The 15,837-nt window shown below is 37.4% G+C and carries 13 protein-coding genes, 1 pseudogene and 1 riboswitch; of the genes and pseudogenes, 6 read left to right on the forward strand and 8 right to left on the reverse strand.

Annotated features, from left to right (window positions below; all coding sequences use genetic code 11):
• The first annotated feature begins 238 nt into the window (after window positions 1-238).
• The 5 genes from Q0947_RS02880 to Q0947_RS02900 all read left to right on the forward strand — a co-directional run bounded on the left by Q0947_RS02880 (window position 239) and on the right by Q0947_RS02900 (window position 7,050).
• Entirely contained in the window at window positions 239-1,324 is a 1,086-nt protein-coding gene (locus Q0947_RS02880; protein ID WP_299391114.1) for a nickel-binding protein, read from the forward strand.
• A 242-nt stretch (window positions 1,325-1,566) separates the two neighbouring features.
• Window positions 1,567-2,757 (forward strand): MFS transporter, encoded by a 1,191-nt coding sequence (locus Q0947_RS02885; protein WP_299391116.1) that lies wholly within the window; start codon window positions 1,567-1,569, stop codon window positions 2,755-2,757.
• A 254-nt stretch (window positions 2,758-3,011) separates the two neighbouring features.
• Entirely contained in the window at window positions 3,012-4,397 is a 1,386-nt protein-coding gene (locus Q0947_RS02890) for an FAD-binding oxidoreductase (protein ID WP_299391118.1), read from the forward strand.
• Window positions 4,398-4,549: 152 nt separating this feature from the next.
• Window positions 4,550-6,307, forward strand: coding sequence for a tetratricopeptide repeat protein (locus Q0947_RS02895; protein WP_299391121.1), 1,758 nt, complete (start codon window positions 4,550-4,552; stop codon window positions 6,305-6,307).
• Between the two features lie 206 nt (window positions 6,308-6,513).
• Complete coding sequence (locus Q0947_RS02900; protein WP_299391124.1) at window positions 6,514-7,050, forward strand: hypothetical protein; 537 nt, start codon at window positions 6,514-6,516, stop codon at window positions 7,048-7,050.
• A gap of 88 nt (window positions 7,051-7,138) precedes the next feature.
• On the opposite strand, the gene Q0947_RS02905 is transcribed toward Q0947_RS02900, so the two are convergent.
• The 8 genes and pseudogenes from Q0947_RS02905 to Q0947_RS02940 form a co-directional block, all read right to left on the reverse strand.
• Complete coding sequence (locus Q0947_RS02905; protein ID WP_299391126.1) at window positions 7,139-7,945, reverse strand: type 1 glutamine amidotransferase domain-containing protein; 807 nt, start codon at window positions 7,943-7,945, stop codon at window positions 7,139-7,141.
• A gap of 8 nt (window positions 7,946-7,953) precedes the next feature.
• Window positions 7,954-9,114, reverse strand: a complete 1,161-nt coding sequence (locus tag Q0947_RS02910; RefSeq protein WP_299391128.1) for an iron-containing alcohol dehydrogenase — start codon at window positions 9,112-9,114, stop codon at window positions 7,954-7,956.
• A 27-nt stretch (window positions 9,115-9,141) separates the two neighbouring features.
• Window positions 9,142-10,139: pseudogene (locus Q0947_RS02915) on the reverse strand (NADP-dependent oxidoreductase).
• Between the two features lie 11 nt (window positions 10,140-10,150).
• Window positions 10,151-10,783 carry an NAD(P)H-dependent oxidoreductase gene (locus Q0947_RS02920; protein ID WP_299391130.1) on the reverse strand — a complete coding sequence of 211 codons (633 nt, stop codon included), beginning with the start codon at window positions 10,781-10,783 and terminating at the stop codon, window positions 10,151-10,153.
• 137 nt (window positions 10,784-10,920) lie between these two features.
• Entirely contained in the window at window positions 10,921-11,499 is a 579-nt protein-coding gene (locus Q0947_RS02925; RefSeq protein ID WP_299391132.1) for a TetR/AcrR family transcriptional regulator, read from the reverse strand.
• A 138-nt stretch (window positions 11,500-11,637) separates the two neighbouring features.
• Window positions 11,638-12,936 carry a Na+/H+ antiporter NhaC family protein gene (locus Q0947_RS02930; RefSeq protein WP_299392773.1) on the reverse strand — a complete coding sequence of 433 codons (1,299 nt, stop codon included), beginning with the start codon at window positions 12,934-12,936 and terminating at the stop codon, window positions 11,638-11,640.
• 53 nt (window positions 12,937-12,989) lie between these two features.
• Window positions 12,990-13,086, reverse strand: a riboswitch (SAM-I-IV-variant riboswitch).
• 139 nt (window positions 13,087-13,225) lie between these two features.
• Window positions 13,226-13,795, reverse strand: a complete 570-nt coding sequence (locus tag Q0947_RS02935) for a TetR/AcrR family transcriptional regulator (protein WP_299391135.1) — start codon at window positions 13,793-13,795, stop codon at window positions 13,226-13,228.
• Complete coding sequence (locus Q0947_RS02940; RefSeq protein ID WP_299391137.1) at window positions 13,795-14,451, reverse strand: transglutaminase family protein; 657 nt, start codon at window positions 14,449-14,451, stop codon at window positions 13,795-13,797. Before Q0947_RS02940 ends, Q0947_RS02935 begins: the two co-directional genes overlap by 1 nt.
• 184 nt (window positions 14,452-14,635) lie before the next feature.
• Between Q0947_RS02940 and Q0947_RS02945 the strand changes: the two genes are divergently transcribed.
• The gene (locus Q0947_RS02945) at window positions 14,636-15,835 is read left to right on the forward strand and encodes an acetyl-CoA C-acetyltransferase (RefSeq protein ID WP_299391140.1); all 1,200 of its coding nucleotides are present in this window, start codon (window positions 14,636-14,638) and stop codon (window positions 15,833-15,835) included.
• Window positions 15,836-15,837 lie beyond the last annotated feature (2 nt).

The raw sequence follows: 15,837 nt of genomic DNA on the forward strand, positions 1-15,837 counted from the left end.
TTTTAAGAATACCTTTAAAATCGATTCACACATGTTCGAATTTGAGGTAAATTTTATAGGAGAGCTCATCATTAATGGTGGGCTTTTTTTTATAGTTTAAGTTAAAAGCCATCAAGCATTTGTAAGTAGATTTTTTATATAGTTCACCTAATTATAATAGAGTACAGCTGGAAAACCGTCTGCTAAAACGCCACATTTTAATTTAATTACTGTAACTTACAGTCTCATTATCAATACTATGCCTTTATTTATGGATTTGCATGAACTTCCTGAAGGTATTTCGGCCCAACACGTAGCTGAAATGCATCAGGCAGATTTGAGTATAGAGCATAAATTCAATTGTAGAGGACTTACCTACTGGTGTGATGAAAAACGAAAAACTGCTTTTTGCTTAATTGATGCACCCAATGAGCAAGCGGTCATTAATTTGCACAAAAACGCCCATGGTGCCATTCCGATGCGAATTATTCAGGTGAACGATGCTATAGTGGAATCTTTTTTAGGTCGGATAGAAGATCCTGAAAAATCAAAAGACGTCAGTTTAAACATCATCAACGAGCCGGCATTTAGGTCGATTATGGTAGTGAAATTGAATCGCAAAAACTTAATTCCGACCGATACGAGCCTCTTAAAAACTACCATTAAAAATTGCTCACGAACTATAAAGAGAATTACGGCAATCTGCAATGGCCGAATTGTGAAACATAAGGCAGACAGTTTTTTAATATCCTTTAAATCTGTTACCGATGCCATTACATGCGGCATCAAAATTCAAGAGTTTCAGAGAACTATTAATCCTAATTTGGAATTGAAAATCGGGATCAGCGCTGGCGTTCCTGTAACCGACAAGCTAGCTATTTTTGAAGACACCATCAGAACTTCTGATTATTTAAGTGATATTGCAAAAGGTGATTTTTCAATCACAAGAGCTCTAAAAGATCTTTACGAAGGGGAGAACCAAAATAGGCCAATCCCAAATGGAAATGCTCTTCAGATTGTAAACAGTTCTGAAGAAAATTTTATAACCCATTTGATGGCATATACAGAAGCTGTTTGGGCGCATTCTTCTATAAATGTGCATGACTTCGAACGACACCTTGGTTACAGTAAATCTAAATTCTACAGAACAATTGTTGACGTTGTCGGCCAATCTCCCAACTTGTTTTTAAGAGATTATCGCTTAAAAAAAGCACTACTATTATTAGAAAAACAATCTGCCAACATTTCTGAAATCGCATATCAAACGGGATTTAGTTCGCCTGCTTACTTTTCAAAGTGTTTCTACAAAAAATATGGAATTCTTCCTTCAAACCTTTGCAGTTAATTTATCTGCCCCGTTTGTAACCACAATAATCATAATCTCTCGATCTTCTAAAAACAAAAGCCTAATTTTGTAATCTTTTTGTTAGCATGTCCTTTTGCACTTCAATCAGAAAATGGAATGTAAAAGCATCACATGGTGTTGGTGCATTTTTATTTATAAGACAGAAGTAAAGGTTGAATTTTTAAAACAAATGCGAAACATAGACAACTAGGACATTTATATGTCCTTTATTTTTGATGGATATGGGAACACAGGATTCAAACAGATTAAACAAAGCTTCACGAACGCTATTGCTTGTAGGGGTTTTATTTGTGGCTATTAATTTAAGACCAGCACTTTCAAGTATTGGACCTTTGGTTGATATGATTCGTGCTGATGTTGGCCTTTCTGAAACCTTATTAGGATTGCTCACCACCTTGCCGTTAATAGCTTTCGGTATCGTTTCTACAATTACGCCGTTATTTACCAAGCGTTTTGGTATTGGGAACACCCTTTTATCTGCTTTAATTTTACTGGCGCTGGGCATCATAATTCGTTCCTTAGGTGGCATCTTTGGATTGTATTTAGGGACAATAATGTTGGGGATAGCCATTGCTTTTGGGAATGTGTTGCTTCCTGCGTTAATTAAGAGAAATTTTCCTCACAAAGCCGGATTTGTTACAAGTTTATACTCCGGTATTATGTCGCTTGGAGCTGCTATTGCTGCGGGTTTGAGTTTTCCTTTGGCTGTTGAGTTTAATTTAGGTTGGCGTGGATCTTTAAGTGTTTGGGCGGTTTTGGCGGTAATTGCCTTAATTATTTGGATTCCTAATATCAAACGCATCAACCGTACTGTACCAAGTAGAAGTTTCAAGGAGGCCATGAAGAAATTGAGTGGTTCCATGTTGGTTTGGAAAATGGCACTCTACATGGGGCTTCAGTCGTGGGCGTTTTATGTGATTTTAGCGTGGTTGCCAGCAATCTTGATTGATAGAGGATTTGATGCTTCTTATGCAGGTTGGATGCTATCCTTATCACAAGCAACAGGAATTATCGGTGCCATTGCTATTCCTGTATGGGCCGGTTCAAGAAAGGATCAACGCTTGATTATTGTTTCTTTAATTATCATTGAGGTTTTCGCGTTAATCGGGTTAATGATACCCGAACTGGGAATGGTTGAGCTTTGGGTAGGCCTGATTGGAATGGTCCTTGGCGGCACATTCGGATTAGCGTTATTGCTCATCGTTTTAAGATCTAAAGATGCCGAAACTGCTGCTGAACTTTCAGGAATTGTTCAATCAATCGGATATTTAATAGCGGCAACAGGACCTTTTATTGTCGGTTTAATTTATGACCTTACTGAGACGTGGAATTATGCTTTGGCCTTATTGGTAGCCGTTTCCGTTATCAAACTTGTTATGGGCATTGATGTTGGAAAAGATAGAAAGGTATAGCTTTCGCCATTTTTTTTTCAATACCTCCCAGAATAATTCATTTACGCAATTCCAGTTTCTATTTAGACAAATACTAAACGGTTTTGACGCTATATACTTTCCTTTTAACTCCTTTTACCTCTCTCGTGGATTGTAAGATCGTCTTGGTCTAAAAGTCTTTTTATTTGGTCAATATGTTGATTTAAAGATGGTTATTCTCATCTACATTTGTTATGAACCAAATAAAAAGAGGAACAGTTTTAAAACCAAATAAGATGAAAACTACGATAAAAGAAATTACACCAAATACGATAAAAGCCTTTGTGGAACAATTAAATGGTCGCGTTGTACTTCCCGAAGATTCGGATTATAACGAGATGCGGAAAGTGTATAATGCGATGATAGATAAACGACCTGGATTGATTGCGATGTGTGAAAACGTTGAGGACGTTATAGCCGCTGTAAATTTTGGTCGAGTTAATAATCTGTTGGTTGCCATAAGAGGCGGCGGCCATAATGGTGCAGGATTAGGATTATGTAATGACGGATTGGTCATCGATTTATCAGGAATTAAATTCGTTGAAGTAAATACATCCGATAGCACTGTAAAAGTTGGAGGTGGCAATATTTGGAACGAAGTAGATCAGGTGACTCATGAGTTTGGCCTGGCAATTCCTTCAGGAATGGTTTCCACAACTGGTGTTGGCGGCCTTACTCTTGGCGGTGGAATAGGATATTTGACACGAAAATACGGATTGACGATTGATAATTTATTGGAAGCCGATATGGTATTGGCAGATGGTAAATTTGTGACCGTTAACGCTAAAGAAAATACCGATTTATTTTGGGCCATTCGCGGTGGCGGCGGGAATTTTGGTGTGGTGATTTCCTTTAAATTCCAAGCACACCCTGTTAAAATGATAATGGGCGGTCCAACCTTATGGCCAATTGAAAAGGTTGAAGAAGTCATGTCGTGGTATGATAGTTTCATCAAAAACGTTACAGAAGATTTAAACGGATTTATTGCCACGATGATTATTCCGAAATCGCCATTTCCTGAACATTTACACAATAAAATGTTCTGTGGAATTGTATGGTGTTATGTGGGAGATCCCGATAAATTCGACGAAATATTTAAGCCAGTATTAGATCAAAATCCGGTCTTTTCACATGTGGGAGAAATCCCTTATCCTGCCTTACAAACCCTATTTGACGGGTTAATGCCAAAAGGCCTTCAATGGTATTGGAGAGCAGACTTTTTTAATGAATTAGGCCCAGAAGTAAGAGCCCAGCATTTAAAATTCGGATCTAAAATTCCAACACCGTTATCTCAAATGCATCTCTACCCTATATCCGGAGCTGCAAGTAGAGTAGGAGCGGACGAAACGCCATGGGCCTATAGAGATGCCAAATATGCAGGCGTATATGTTGGCGTAGATCCTGATCAGGCAAATGCAAGTAAAATAACAGATTGGTGTAAAGACTATTATAATGCATTACATCCTTATTCTGCTGGTGGTGCGTATTCCAATTTTATGATGGAGGAGGGTGAAGACCGAGTAAAGGCCAGTTATAAACATAATTATGAGCGATTGGTCAAAATAAAACGAGTTTTTGATCCTGAGAATCTATTTAGGGTGAATCAGAATATTAAAGTGTGATGACGTAGTTATTTAACTGACAAGGCTATAAAAGGAGGTATTAGAAATCCATCAATTTGGTATTGTGCTTAATGTAATATTGTTGATTATCAATTATTTAGTGCTTATAAATATTTATCTTTAGAGGAACTAATGTTTATACGTCATCTAAGTTGAAACAGTATTATTTATCAGTGTTGCTGTGGCTATGGTTTTCAAATGCTCATTTATGTGCACAGAATGCGACATTGTCCAGTGATGAAGCATTCATTCAATATAAAGCCATCAGTGATTCCATGGCGATTTCATTTCCTGAAGATGATATAAAAACTTTTAGGCGCACGTCATTTAATGAAACCCAATTGCAAAATTATTTGTCCATGCATTTTAAGCGTATGGACCTCTTAACTCAGATTGAAGGTCATCACGTATTTGTACTGAATAGTTATCTGCATTCGGGCAATTGGTTTAAAGACATTGGTTTTCCGAAAGAATCTATTAAATCCTATAAAGCCTTCTTTCGCCACTATAAGTTGGTAGAACATGAACTATCACCGGAGGATCAGGAAGGTTATAACGTGATGCGGTTCTATGCACGTAGTGTTCTTGCTGAAAATTATGCGAATCTTCGACAACTGGATAGCGCGGAAAAACAGCATCAACTGAACATGGACTTCACCAGAAATCTTGATAACTTCTATTATCCTTCTGCGATTAACAACTATGGATTGCTCTTATATTGGCATAAAAAAGAATTGGATTCAGCGCTTCATTATTTTCAAAAAGCTTATCAGATTACAGAATCCAAATTCCCTACGCATACGTTGATCGGGAGTATTCGCGATAATATTGCCGATGTTTATGTTGATCAAAATCTTCATGAAAAAGCGCAACCGCTATATGCACTCAATTTTGATTTTTATAATACCACTATCAATGAAAGAACCTTAGAAAAGGACATTCCGCGTTTAATCAGTGCAGGGGCGCAATTAGTAACCAGCAACATACATCTAAACAGGCTAGACGAAGCTCAGCAGGCTTTTACAGCATTGGAACGGATTGTAACAAATCAGGAAAATTCAAACTTAATAAATCCTGAATCATACTTGGAATTTTTGAATGCGAAGCAGCTTCTATTACAGGAACAACATAAAATTGACGCTGCTTATGCCACTGCAAGGCGCATCAATGCTTATGCAGATAGTATTTATAAAGTTGCGGCCATAACCGATAAGCGTTGGCAAAAGGAGTTTAATGACGTCACCATTGATAGGATTGCGCTTAATTTTAAGATTGATCAATTGGAAAAGGAGGATAAAGTTAAAAGTCAGCGCGGAAAATTAAGATTAATAGGGTTGGTCTCCTCTGTGTTTATTTTAATCTTATTGATTCTATTTTTAAGCAGACGCCAACATTTGATCAATGCCAAGAACAAACAATTGCTGGCAGAACAACAATTGGAAAACGCAGCCTTAAAGGTGAAGCAGCTACATTCTGAAATTAAATCTAAAGAACGCGATTTGTCAGATTTTGCTATTAGTTTGACCCAAAATCAAGACTGGACCAAACACCTTGCAGATCAATTGGAAGCGATCAAAACAGCCCGTCCTGAAGATCACGAAGCGCTTTTGGAATCCTTAAATCAGGACATTAAGAATAAAATAACTTTTGACAGTGATTCTCAGGAATTCTTTGAGCGGTTAGACAAATTAAGTGATGCTTTTTACAGTAAACTTACGACGATGTATCCTAACCTAAGCAAAAATGAAATTAGATTGTCTTCTTTAATTCGTCTGAAAATTGAAAGTAGAAATATTGCTACGCTCCAAAATATAACAATGGCTTCACTCAATACAAGCCGTTACCGGCTAAGAAAAAAACTTGATCTTTCCGAAGATGTGGATTTGGATACTTTTATTCAAAATTTGTAATCCGCTATAAAACAGCTATTTAAAGGTATAAATCACCCTGTGTCTATTAATTGTCTATAGTTTGTGCATCAGCTGTCTATACCAATTATATGGTATATAAGCCTATCTCATCTAATTTAGTAATGTCCTAAAATCGGAATTAATACCTCAAATTTCCTAAGTGTTTATAGCGTCACACAATCGTTTAATTTTAAAACCTTACACTCATGAAAACATGTATCCTCGGTCTAATATTTTTAGGAATGACCAGCCTGATGTCCGCACAAAATGATTTCGCAATGGTTACACCTGAATATAGCCACAGCGAAACCTCTGAAAAAACCGCAATCAAAAATGGACAGTATTTATCGGAAATGACCTTACAACCAGAAGCTGTGCGCGTCACAAAATTACAATCTATAGCCACAAAATTACAATCTATAGCCGCCAACTATGACATTAGTGCACTGTCTATTTATAATGCGAAGACCTCACAAACCTATTCAGTAGTATTTAAATCGGCTGAGAATTATATTATAGCTATCTACGACAATGATGGGACCATTATTAAATGTGACGAGTTTTACGATAATGTAAGAATGCCCTACGAGCTCAGCAGCGGATTGGCGAAAGAATATCCAGGTTGGGAGTTTCACAAAATTCATTACACGATAGATTACGCTATAAATGAAACGCCAAACTTTGTTTATGAAGTCATATTAAAAAAAGGGAAAACCTCTAAAAAAGTACAAATTACACTATAAACATTCTAAGTGTTAAGGTACAAGAAATTAAAAAAGGCTGTCCTATTGAAAAGACAGCCTTTTTTGATATTCAAAAGAATTGAGGGTTCTATTTCAAACTTTCCAATAACTTTTCTGCTACCAATTCAGAAGACGCTGGATTTTGACCTGTAATCAAATTCCCATCTTGAATGGCATAAGCTGCCCAGTCATCTTTTTTCGAGTAAATACCACCGTTTTTAGTCAGCATATCTTCCACTAAAAATGGCACGATATCAGTTAATTGAACTGCAGCTTCTTCAGTATTTGTAAAACCAGTTACTTTTTTGCCTTTGACTAATGGATTGCCTTCAGCATCTTTAACGTCTTTTAATGCCGCAGGTGCATGACATACAAAAGCAATAGGTTTCTTCTGACTGTTGAATTTTTCAATTAGAGCTACAGATGTTTTATCATTTGCTAAATCCCATAATGGACCGTGACCACCTGGATAAAATACCGCGTCAAAATCGTCGGGATTCATGTCCGCCAATACTTTGGTGTTTGCAATTAATTTTTGCGCTTCTTCATCCTTATCAAAACGTTTTGTGGCTTCAGTAGCTGCATCTGGAGCATCACTACTTGGGTCAATTGGTGCAGCACCGCCTTTTGGCGTGGCAAGAGTAATGTTGGCACCTTTGTCTAATAAAGTGTAATATGGGTTTGCAAATTCTTCAACCCAAAAACCTGTTTTCTTTCCTGTATCTCCTAATTGATCGTGAGATGTTAATACAAATAAAATGTTCATCTTTTTGTCTTTTTTAATGTCTGTTTGTGCTTCTGAAACGATTTCAGAAGTTCCTTCGTTTGTACTATCCTTACAACTTGACGCCGTAACGATAGTCAAAATCACTGCTAACGATTGTAATAACTTCATATCTTAAATTAGTAAGCCATTTTAACAATCTTCTCTACCTTGTCTGGCGACAGGGTTTGGTGTTCTCCTAATCCTAACCATCCACGTTCTGTAAAACGTTTCGAAATGGTTTCGGCGGTACCTTCGTAATCTTTAGTATAATCAGATAGTTTCGTGTCTATTCCCAATTCGTGGAAAAATGCCACCGTACGTTCAATAGCTGCATAAGCTTTATCATCGGTACTTCCTTCAGTGATATTCCAAACACGTTCACCATATTGTGCCAATTTTTCTTTCTTAGCTTCAAAATTATACTTGTAATGGCTTGGAGCAATGACTGCTAAAGTTCGGGCATGGTCAATTCCGAATAGTGCCGTTAATTCATGGCCCATAGCATGTACTGCCCAATCTGTAGGAACTCCTTTTTGTAGCAATCCGTTTAAAGCCATGGTACAACTCCACATAAAGTCTGCAGCAGCTTTATAATCTGTAGGATCCTTTAATACTTTTGGAGCCACTTCAATAATGGTTTGTAAAACGCTTTCCGCAAAACGATCTTGTAAAAGAGCACCGTTAGGATAGGTCATATATTGTTCCAATACATGTGTAAAAGCATCTGTTAATCCGTTAGCCAATTGACGTTGAGGAATTGAACTGATAACTTGCGGATCTAAAATAGAAAACTCAGGGAATAATCCAGGACCTCCCATGGCGAGTTTTTCTTGGGTTTCTGCTCTGGTAATTACAGCGCCCGAATTCATTTCAGAGCCTGTTGCAGGTAACGTTAAGACCGTTCCAAATGGCATTCCTTTTTCAGTTTTAATATTTTGGGTTAAAATATCCCAAGGCGTATCTCCATTAAATAGGGCAGCAGCCGATAAAAACTTGGTACCATCAATCACTGATCCGCCACCTACAGCAAGTAAATATGTGATTTTTTCATCTTTGATAATCTTTAAGGCTTCCATTAATACAGCATATTCTGGATTGGCAGGAATACCTCCAAACTCAATAATATTGCTGTTTTTTAAGGCAGATTTCACTTGATCATAAATCCCGTTTTTCTTAATACTTCCACCACCATAAAGTAATAATACTTTGGCGTTTTGAGGGATTTCATTTTCTAGTTTTGCTATGGTGTCCTTTCCAAAAATAATTTTGGTCGGGTTTTTAAATTCAAAATTGTTCATCGTTTTGTGTTTTATTTTTTTAGTTAACTATATTTTGACAATCATTTTCCCAGTGTTTTTACCTTCAAATAAGTCGATAAAAGCCGTTGGGATATTGTCAAAACCTTCTACAACAGTTTCAGTGTAGGTGAGTTTGTCTTCAGCCAACCATTCCGATAGTTGTTTCATGGCTTCTGGGAATTTTTCAGCGTAGTTTGATACGATAAACCCTTGCATGAGCGCACTATTTTTGACTAAAAATGGCTGCACGCTTAAGCCCTTTGGCAATTCGGTGTTGTTATACGCTGAGATGGCGCCACAGATGACCATTCTTGCAAATTTGTTGATGCTAAATAACACAGCATCTGAAATGGATCCGCCAACGTTATCAAAATAAATATCAACCCCGTTTGGTGCGGCTTCTTTGATCGCTGCTACCATATTTTCCGTGGTATTGTAATTGATGCCTGCGTCAAAACCAAATTTCGATTTTAGCATCTCAAGCTTTTCGTCCGTACCTGCAATTCCAATCACTCGTAGTCCAAGGATTTTCCAATTTGTCCTACTACAGATCCAACGGCTCCAGCAGCGCCAGAAACTACAAGTGTTTCTTTTGCAACAGGTTTGCCTATTTGAGTTAAACCTAAATAAGCGGTCAAGCCGGTCATTCCTAAAATTCCTAAGTAGGCACTTAATGATGCTTTCGACGGATCGACTTTTAGAAGCCCTTCACCAGTTGAAATCTGTTGGGTTTTCCAATCGAGCATTCCCGAAACATAATCGCCTTCCTTAAAATTATTATTTTTAGAATCGATGACTTTGGCAATGACGCCAGAATGGATCGGTTTATTGAGTTCAAAAGGAGGCACATAGGATTTGGCATCGCTCATGCGGCCTCTTAGATAAGGATCTACAGAAACATACACTGTTTCTAAAAGTAACTCGCCATCAGCAACAGTTAGCTGTGCATCTTCAGTCACAAATTCGAAATCTGCAAGTGTCGGAGTTCCTTTTGGTCTGTTTTTTAATAGGATTGTCTTTGTCATAATGTTTTTTTTTACTGAATTACAGTTACTAAATCGGACATAGGTTTTCTCACCTTTACCAAATTTACCAACCAATCTTCCTCTTCTTTTCTATAGCCTAATGGTAATAACACTGCACTACGTAAACCTTTTTCGCGAAGGCCTAAAATGGCATCCACGGCATCTGGATCAAAACCTTCCAAAGGTGTGGCGTCTACACCTTCAAAAGCAGCCGCTGATATGGCTTGAGAGAATGCGATATAGGCTTGCTTTGCAGCATGGTGATAATTTTCTTCGGAATCTTTTTGAGGATAGGAACCGAGTAACATCTGACGGTAATTTTCCCAACCTTCATTTTTAAACCCACGAATTTCATTGGTCAAATCGAACATATAATTGATGCGATCTTCAGTATAAGTATCCCAAGCCGCAAAAACAAGAAGGTGTGAACAGTCGGTAATCACCGATTGGTTCCAAGCCACCGGACTGATTTGCTCTTTAATATCCTGATTTTTTATGACCAAAATTTCAAAAGGCTGTAACCCACTTGAGGTTGGGGCTAAACGTGCCGCTTCTAAAATGCGTTCAATTTTATCTTCAGGGACACTTTTGCCGTTCATTGCTTTGGCCGCATAGCGCCAGTTTAATTTATCCAATAATTCCATATCTATATTATCGTACTATTTGTTAATAATTTCAGCTCTAATAAAAGCTTCTTTTAAAAGTTTAATTCTGTTACACATTGCCTATTTGCAATACACCAGATCGTGAATCTTTATACTTTATACTTAAATCTTAATACTCAATTCTTAATACTGCTCCAAGCCGATTGGTAGGCATCTTCAAGTTGTGATGCATCCAATTGAAATGCGCCACGTTTTTGGGCCATCATTAAAAACGACAGCGGATTGATGGCATACGCATACAATAAATAGTTGGACATATTTTTTATCAGCCCTTCCTTTTTACCGCGTTCCCAAAGGTCGAGTAGGGGTTGTAAATGTTTAATCCCTTCCTGTAAACTCGGTTCGTCTATAATTGGGGTGTTATCGCATTGTGCAAGAAACATAGCGTTTTCAGACTCGTTGAGTTTGAAATCGGCTATGCGTTTCCAGATCACCTCAAAACCCTTTTCAACACTCATATCCTCAGAATATGTGTCGAATGCAAATCGCGTGTATTGTGCTTTAACGTCGATATAGGTTTTATTGACTAAGTCTTGCTTATTTTCAAAATACAAATAAATGGTAGCAGGAGAGACGTTGGCCATTTTCGCAATCTTACTCATTGGTGTAGCGTGAAAACCATTGTTATTCACCAACTCAATGGTGGCCTTGATTAGTGCGTTACGTTTGTCTATACTTTTTTGAAGTGTTGCCATGTTTAATTTAATTATGGTACAAAGATACAATAAAATGAATGTTCATTCTTTTTTTAACACGGTTTTGTGTTTGTATGCAAATTAAGGTGATGAGATTAGCGGTAGATTAGCTTAGTTAAGCTATTGTATTCAAGATAATTACAATATTTTATGGTTTCTCTTGAGGACAATAAATAATATTGTTGAAATCAAAAGCAATAGTAAATACCATGTATTAGAAATCAAATCGACATAGGTAATAGAACCCTTGGCGAAACTTAAAATCATCAATACTTGTGCGCCATAAGGCAAGATTCCTTGTGTAATACAAGCGAAAATATCCAAAGTAGAGGCCGTTTGCTTGTTATCTAAGCCATACTCGTCATTGATAGATTTTGCAATAGAGCCCGAAATTATAATAGCAACTGTATTATTGGCAATGGCGAGATTGACGCTCGATACTAATGCGGCAATTCCGAATTGTGCAGATTTTTGATTTCGTATCAAGGTTTTTATTTTCACTAGAATAAACTCGATGCCACCATTAAAGGCTACCAGCGCTGCCAAACCACCCGTTAGTAAGGAGAGTAAAAATATTTCTGTCATATCGGTAAAACCTGTATAGGCGATACGCGTGAATTCGATGATTGAGAAATCCCCATAAAATAGACCTAAAATACCTGCCGTAAGTACGCCTAATACCAAAGTGACAAATACATTCACCCCGATAACCGACAAGCCAATCACGATTAAATAAGGTACAATTTTTAAAAGTGAATAAGTATAGTTTGCAGATTCAGAAGTATTGGTCTCTAAATGTATGCCTTGGTAGATAAGAATACCGATGGTCGCCACGGCTGCGGGGATAGCAATTTTGATATTGGCTTTAAATTTGTCGCTCATTTTGACGCCTAAAGATTGGGTGGCCGCAATAGTGGTATCGGAAATGACTGATAAGTTATCGCCAAACATAGCCCCGCCCAATAAGGCGCCAGAAAGGATACCCAATGAGAAGTCGCCCGTATCCGCAAAGCCAATGACGATAGGTGCCAAAGCGACGATGGCGCCCACGGACGTTCCGGTAGACACAGATAAAAATGCGGCAATCACAAACACCCCAAAATAAATATACTGGCTACTGATCAGGTCCATACCCAGATGCACAATAGTATCTACACTTCCGGTGGCTTTGGTGACCGCGGCGAAAGCTCCCGCCAGGAGGTAAATCAAACACATCGTGAGGATCTTAGGATCGCCACAACCTTCTAAAAGTGTCTTGATCTTAACTGCTACGGATTGTCTAAACAGTAAAAACGCCACGAAAATTCCGGCAATGACGGCAATAGGCGCGGGGAGGGCATAAAAATCATCTTGGATGATGCCAACACTTAAAAAGGTGATGATAAATACAAAAAATGGGATTAAAGCTTTAAAACTGGGGGTCACTGTACTGGTCATGAGTCTGTCTTTACAGAATTGCAACGGGAGGAGGATAGCAAATAATGAGGACATGGGATAACGTTTGTTCCAAAGTATTTGGCTTATCTATTTAGCACCTTGCTCGTTAATGCAGGTTGCTATCTCTCTTTGAGATTCTTGATAATTAAGTGGGCAAAAATAGTGGTTTTTATTTTTAAAACTGAAGAATTTTAATAAAGTTTTAGGTTAGATAATTAGCATGTAGCAACGCTATCGGAATGAAGTTATTAGACTTTGCTGAAGTGTATATCACAAGATAGCTCAGCCTTTACTTATTAAATAAATCAATCGTCTTTTCAATCGCTTTATCAAATTTGTCCCAAGACTCTTGAGAAGATAAATCTGTTGTGATAAACTTTTTATTGAATTTAGACAACAATGTAAAGTAAATGTAGCCGCCTATCATGAGTTGAAAGGCATGATTTAAGGAGGTGTCCTTATCTGAAATAGCAAACATTTTAGCCATTTCTTTATTGCTATACTTAAACAAATCGCGAGTAGCTTCATTGTTTTCGAGTAATTGCCAGCGCAGAATTTCTTGCGTGAGTTTATTTTTACGTAGTTCTTGTGTTCCAGCTTTAGCAAAATCTTTTAGATCTTCCGTGGAATTTATCTCTCTGTCTTGCAAGGATAGCATAGATTTAAAAAAATCACCTTTTTTAGCCAAATGCAGGAGCAGACCTTCTAATCCGCCGTAATAGCGGTAAATAAGTTCCTTAGAAACACCAGCTTTTTTAGCAATAGCATTAATGCCTACGGCTTGAGGTCCTTTTTCCTCTAATAGGCTTAAAAAACTTTCATAAATTTTTTCTTTTGTTGCAGCTCTGTCTTTCTTCATTACAATTCATTAAGGTTTAGCACCATTCCCAATTCAATATTTTTTTCTCGTAATAACGGATAGGTTTCCTTCATTAAATCGAGCATATAGGGTAATGGCACGTGGTCAAATGTACCATAATCTTCTAAATACTCCATAAATTCTGTCGTGCCCGAATTATCATAATATTGAAACAACGAATCATTTTTCCCATCAAAATCTAAGGGTTCAACGTTCAATTTTTCACATAACGTTTTATTAAAAGCTGGCGTGGCTTTTACCCATTTGCCATCTAGGTACATTTCAACATAACCATGTGGCACAAGCACATCGTTACCAAATTTTGCAACAATTTCATCAACCGCAATATGATTTTTGACTTTGGCTAATCCTAATCGGGCTGGAATGTTTTTAGCACGTAAAACAGAGATTAATAAAATGGCTTTATCCAAACAATGTCCACTGTTATGTGTACAAATTTCAGACGCTATCCAATCGGTTTCTATTAAACTAAAGCGGTACGGATTGTAATGCCATGCATCTCTAATATAATAATAGGCTTTTAATGCAAATTCTAATGGTGTGTCTTCTGTGTTGCCATCACTTATTTTTTCAATCAGTTTTTGAATAGTCGCTGACGAATAATCAAAATTATAATTGGCTTCTAAATATGTCATATTCGTTATCTTTTACTGATTTCTATGATTAAATCGGCAACAGTAAAGGTGATTTAATAGTATGTTAATAAAAATAAAGTCTTTTTTTTGACAAATATAATTCTTTAGTCTAAGTTTGTAACCATGTGGTCACATATTTTTTATACTATATGGTATCACTAGCAACTTTAAAAAATTAAAAGGAATGGATGCATATATTTATGATTCTGTAAGAACACCTAGAGGAATCGGAAAAAAAACAGGAAGTTTATCTCAAGTAAGCCCAGTTCAATTAGTAACCACGTTGCTGTCAGCACTGAAAGAACGAAACAATTTAAATACCTCCTATGTTGAAGATTTAGTCCTGGGTTGCGTTACTCAAGCAGGAGAGCAAGGTGGGAATATTGCAAAAGTTGCTGCACAGGTAGCCGATTATGGCGATCATTTAGCAGCAGTTTCTTTAAACCGTTATTGTGCTTCTGGCTTAGAAGCAGTAAATCAAGCAGCTGCTCGAGTAAGATCAGGTTGGTCAGATTTAATTATTGCTGGAGGCGTAGAATCTATGTCGCGAGTGCCTATGGGAATTGACGGTTCTGCCTGGGTAATGGAACCTGATGCTGCTTTCGGAAAGTTTGTACCACAAGGAATTTCGGCCGATTTAATCGCTACAAAATATGGTTACTCACGTAACGATGTGGATAGTTTTGCAGTCGCATCTCAAAATAGAGCCAATGCTGCTTGGGCTAAAAATGCATTCAAAAAATCCATAATCCCTGTTACTGATGTAAATGGTATGGAAATTTTAGCAATTGACGAATATATTCGTGCCAACACCACCTTAGAAGCATTAGGCAAATTAAATCCGTCGTTTGAGAAAATGGGCGAGATGCTATTCAACCAAACGGCTTTAGATACATATATTGAGATAGAACGGATTAAGCATGTACACCATGCTGGTAATTCTTCTGGACTTGTAGATGGTGCGGCTTTGATGCTAATTGGCTCTAAAGAAATTGGAGAAAAATTAGGACTCACACCAAGAGCAATAATTAAAATGGGAAGTATCATAGGTTCAGAACCCTTAATTATGTTGGAAGGTCCAACACCAGCAACAAAAAAAGCATTGAAAAAAGCAGGGATGACAGCTTCAGACATCGATTTATGGGAAGTAAATGAAGCCTTTGCTGTTGTACCAATGCGATTGATGGAAAACATGAAAATTGACCACTCTATTGTGAATGTAAATGGAGGAGCAATCGCTATGGGACATCCTTTAGGAGCAACAGGGTGTATGATTCTTGGTACTGCTTTAGATGAATTAGAGCAGCAAGATAAAAGCACTGCTTTAGCAACACTATGTGTTGGTGGAGGAATGGGAATAGCAACTATAATAGAACGTGTTTAATC

The organism is uncultured Gelidibacter sp. (assembly GCF_947500795.1).
Lineage (GTDB): Bacteria > Bacteroidota > Bacteroidia > Flavobacteriales > Flavobacteriaceae > Gelidibacter.

Bases quoted from the DNA above. Each gene is read 5' to 3' on its own strand.
- Q0947_RS02905 (WP_299391126.1), bottom strand. From the start codon at position 7,945: ATGAAGTTATTACAATCGTTAGCAGTGATTTTGACTATCGTTACGGCG.
- Q0947_RS02890 (WP_299391118.1), top strand. From the start codon at position 3,012: ATGAAAACTACGATAAAAGAAATTACACCAAATACGATAAAAGCCTTT.
- Q0947_RS02910 (WP_299391128.1), bottom strand. From the start codon at position 9,114: ATGAACAATTTTGAATTTAAAAACCCGACCAAAATTATTTTTGGAAAG.
- Q0947_RS02885 (WP_299391116.1), top strand. From the start codon at position 1,567: ATGGGAACACAGGATTCAAACAGATTAAACAAAGCTTCACGAACGCTA.
- Q0947_RS02940 (WP_299391137.1), bottom strand. From the start codon at position 14,451: ATGACATATTTAGAAGCCAATTATAATTTTGATTATTCGTCAGCGACT.
- Q0947_RS02880 (WP_299391114.1), top strand. From the start codon at position 239: ATGCCTTTATTTATGGATTTGCATGAACTTCCTGAAGGTATTTCGGCC.
- Q0947_RS02935 (WP_299391135.1), bottom strand. From the start codon at position 13,795: ATGAAGAAAGACAGAGCTGCAACAAAAGAAAAAATTTATGAAAGTTTT.
- Q0947_RS02945 (WP_299391140.1), top strand. From the start codon at position 14,636: ATGGATGCATATATTTATGATTCTGTAAGAACACCTAGAGGAATCGGA.
- Q0947_RS02900 (WP_299391124.1), top strand. From the start codon at position 6,514: ATGAAAACATGTATCCTCGGTCTAATATTTTTAGGAATGACCAGCCTG.
- Q0947_RS02925 (WP_299391132.1), bottom strand. From the start codon at position 11,499: ATGGCAACACTTCAAAAAAGTATAGACAAACGTAACGCACTAATCAAG.
- Q0947_RS02920 (WP_299391130.1), bottom strand. From the start codon at position 10,783: ATGGAATTATTGGATAAATTAAACTGGCGCTATGCGGCCAAAGCAATG.
- Q0947_RS02930 (WP_299392773.1), bottom strand. From the start codon at position 12,936: ATGACCAGTACAGTGACCCCCAGTTTTAAAGCTTTAATCCCATTTTTT.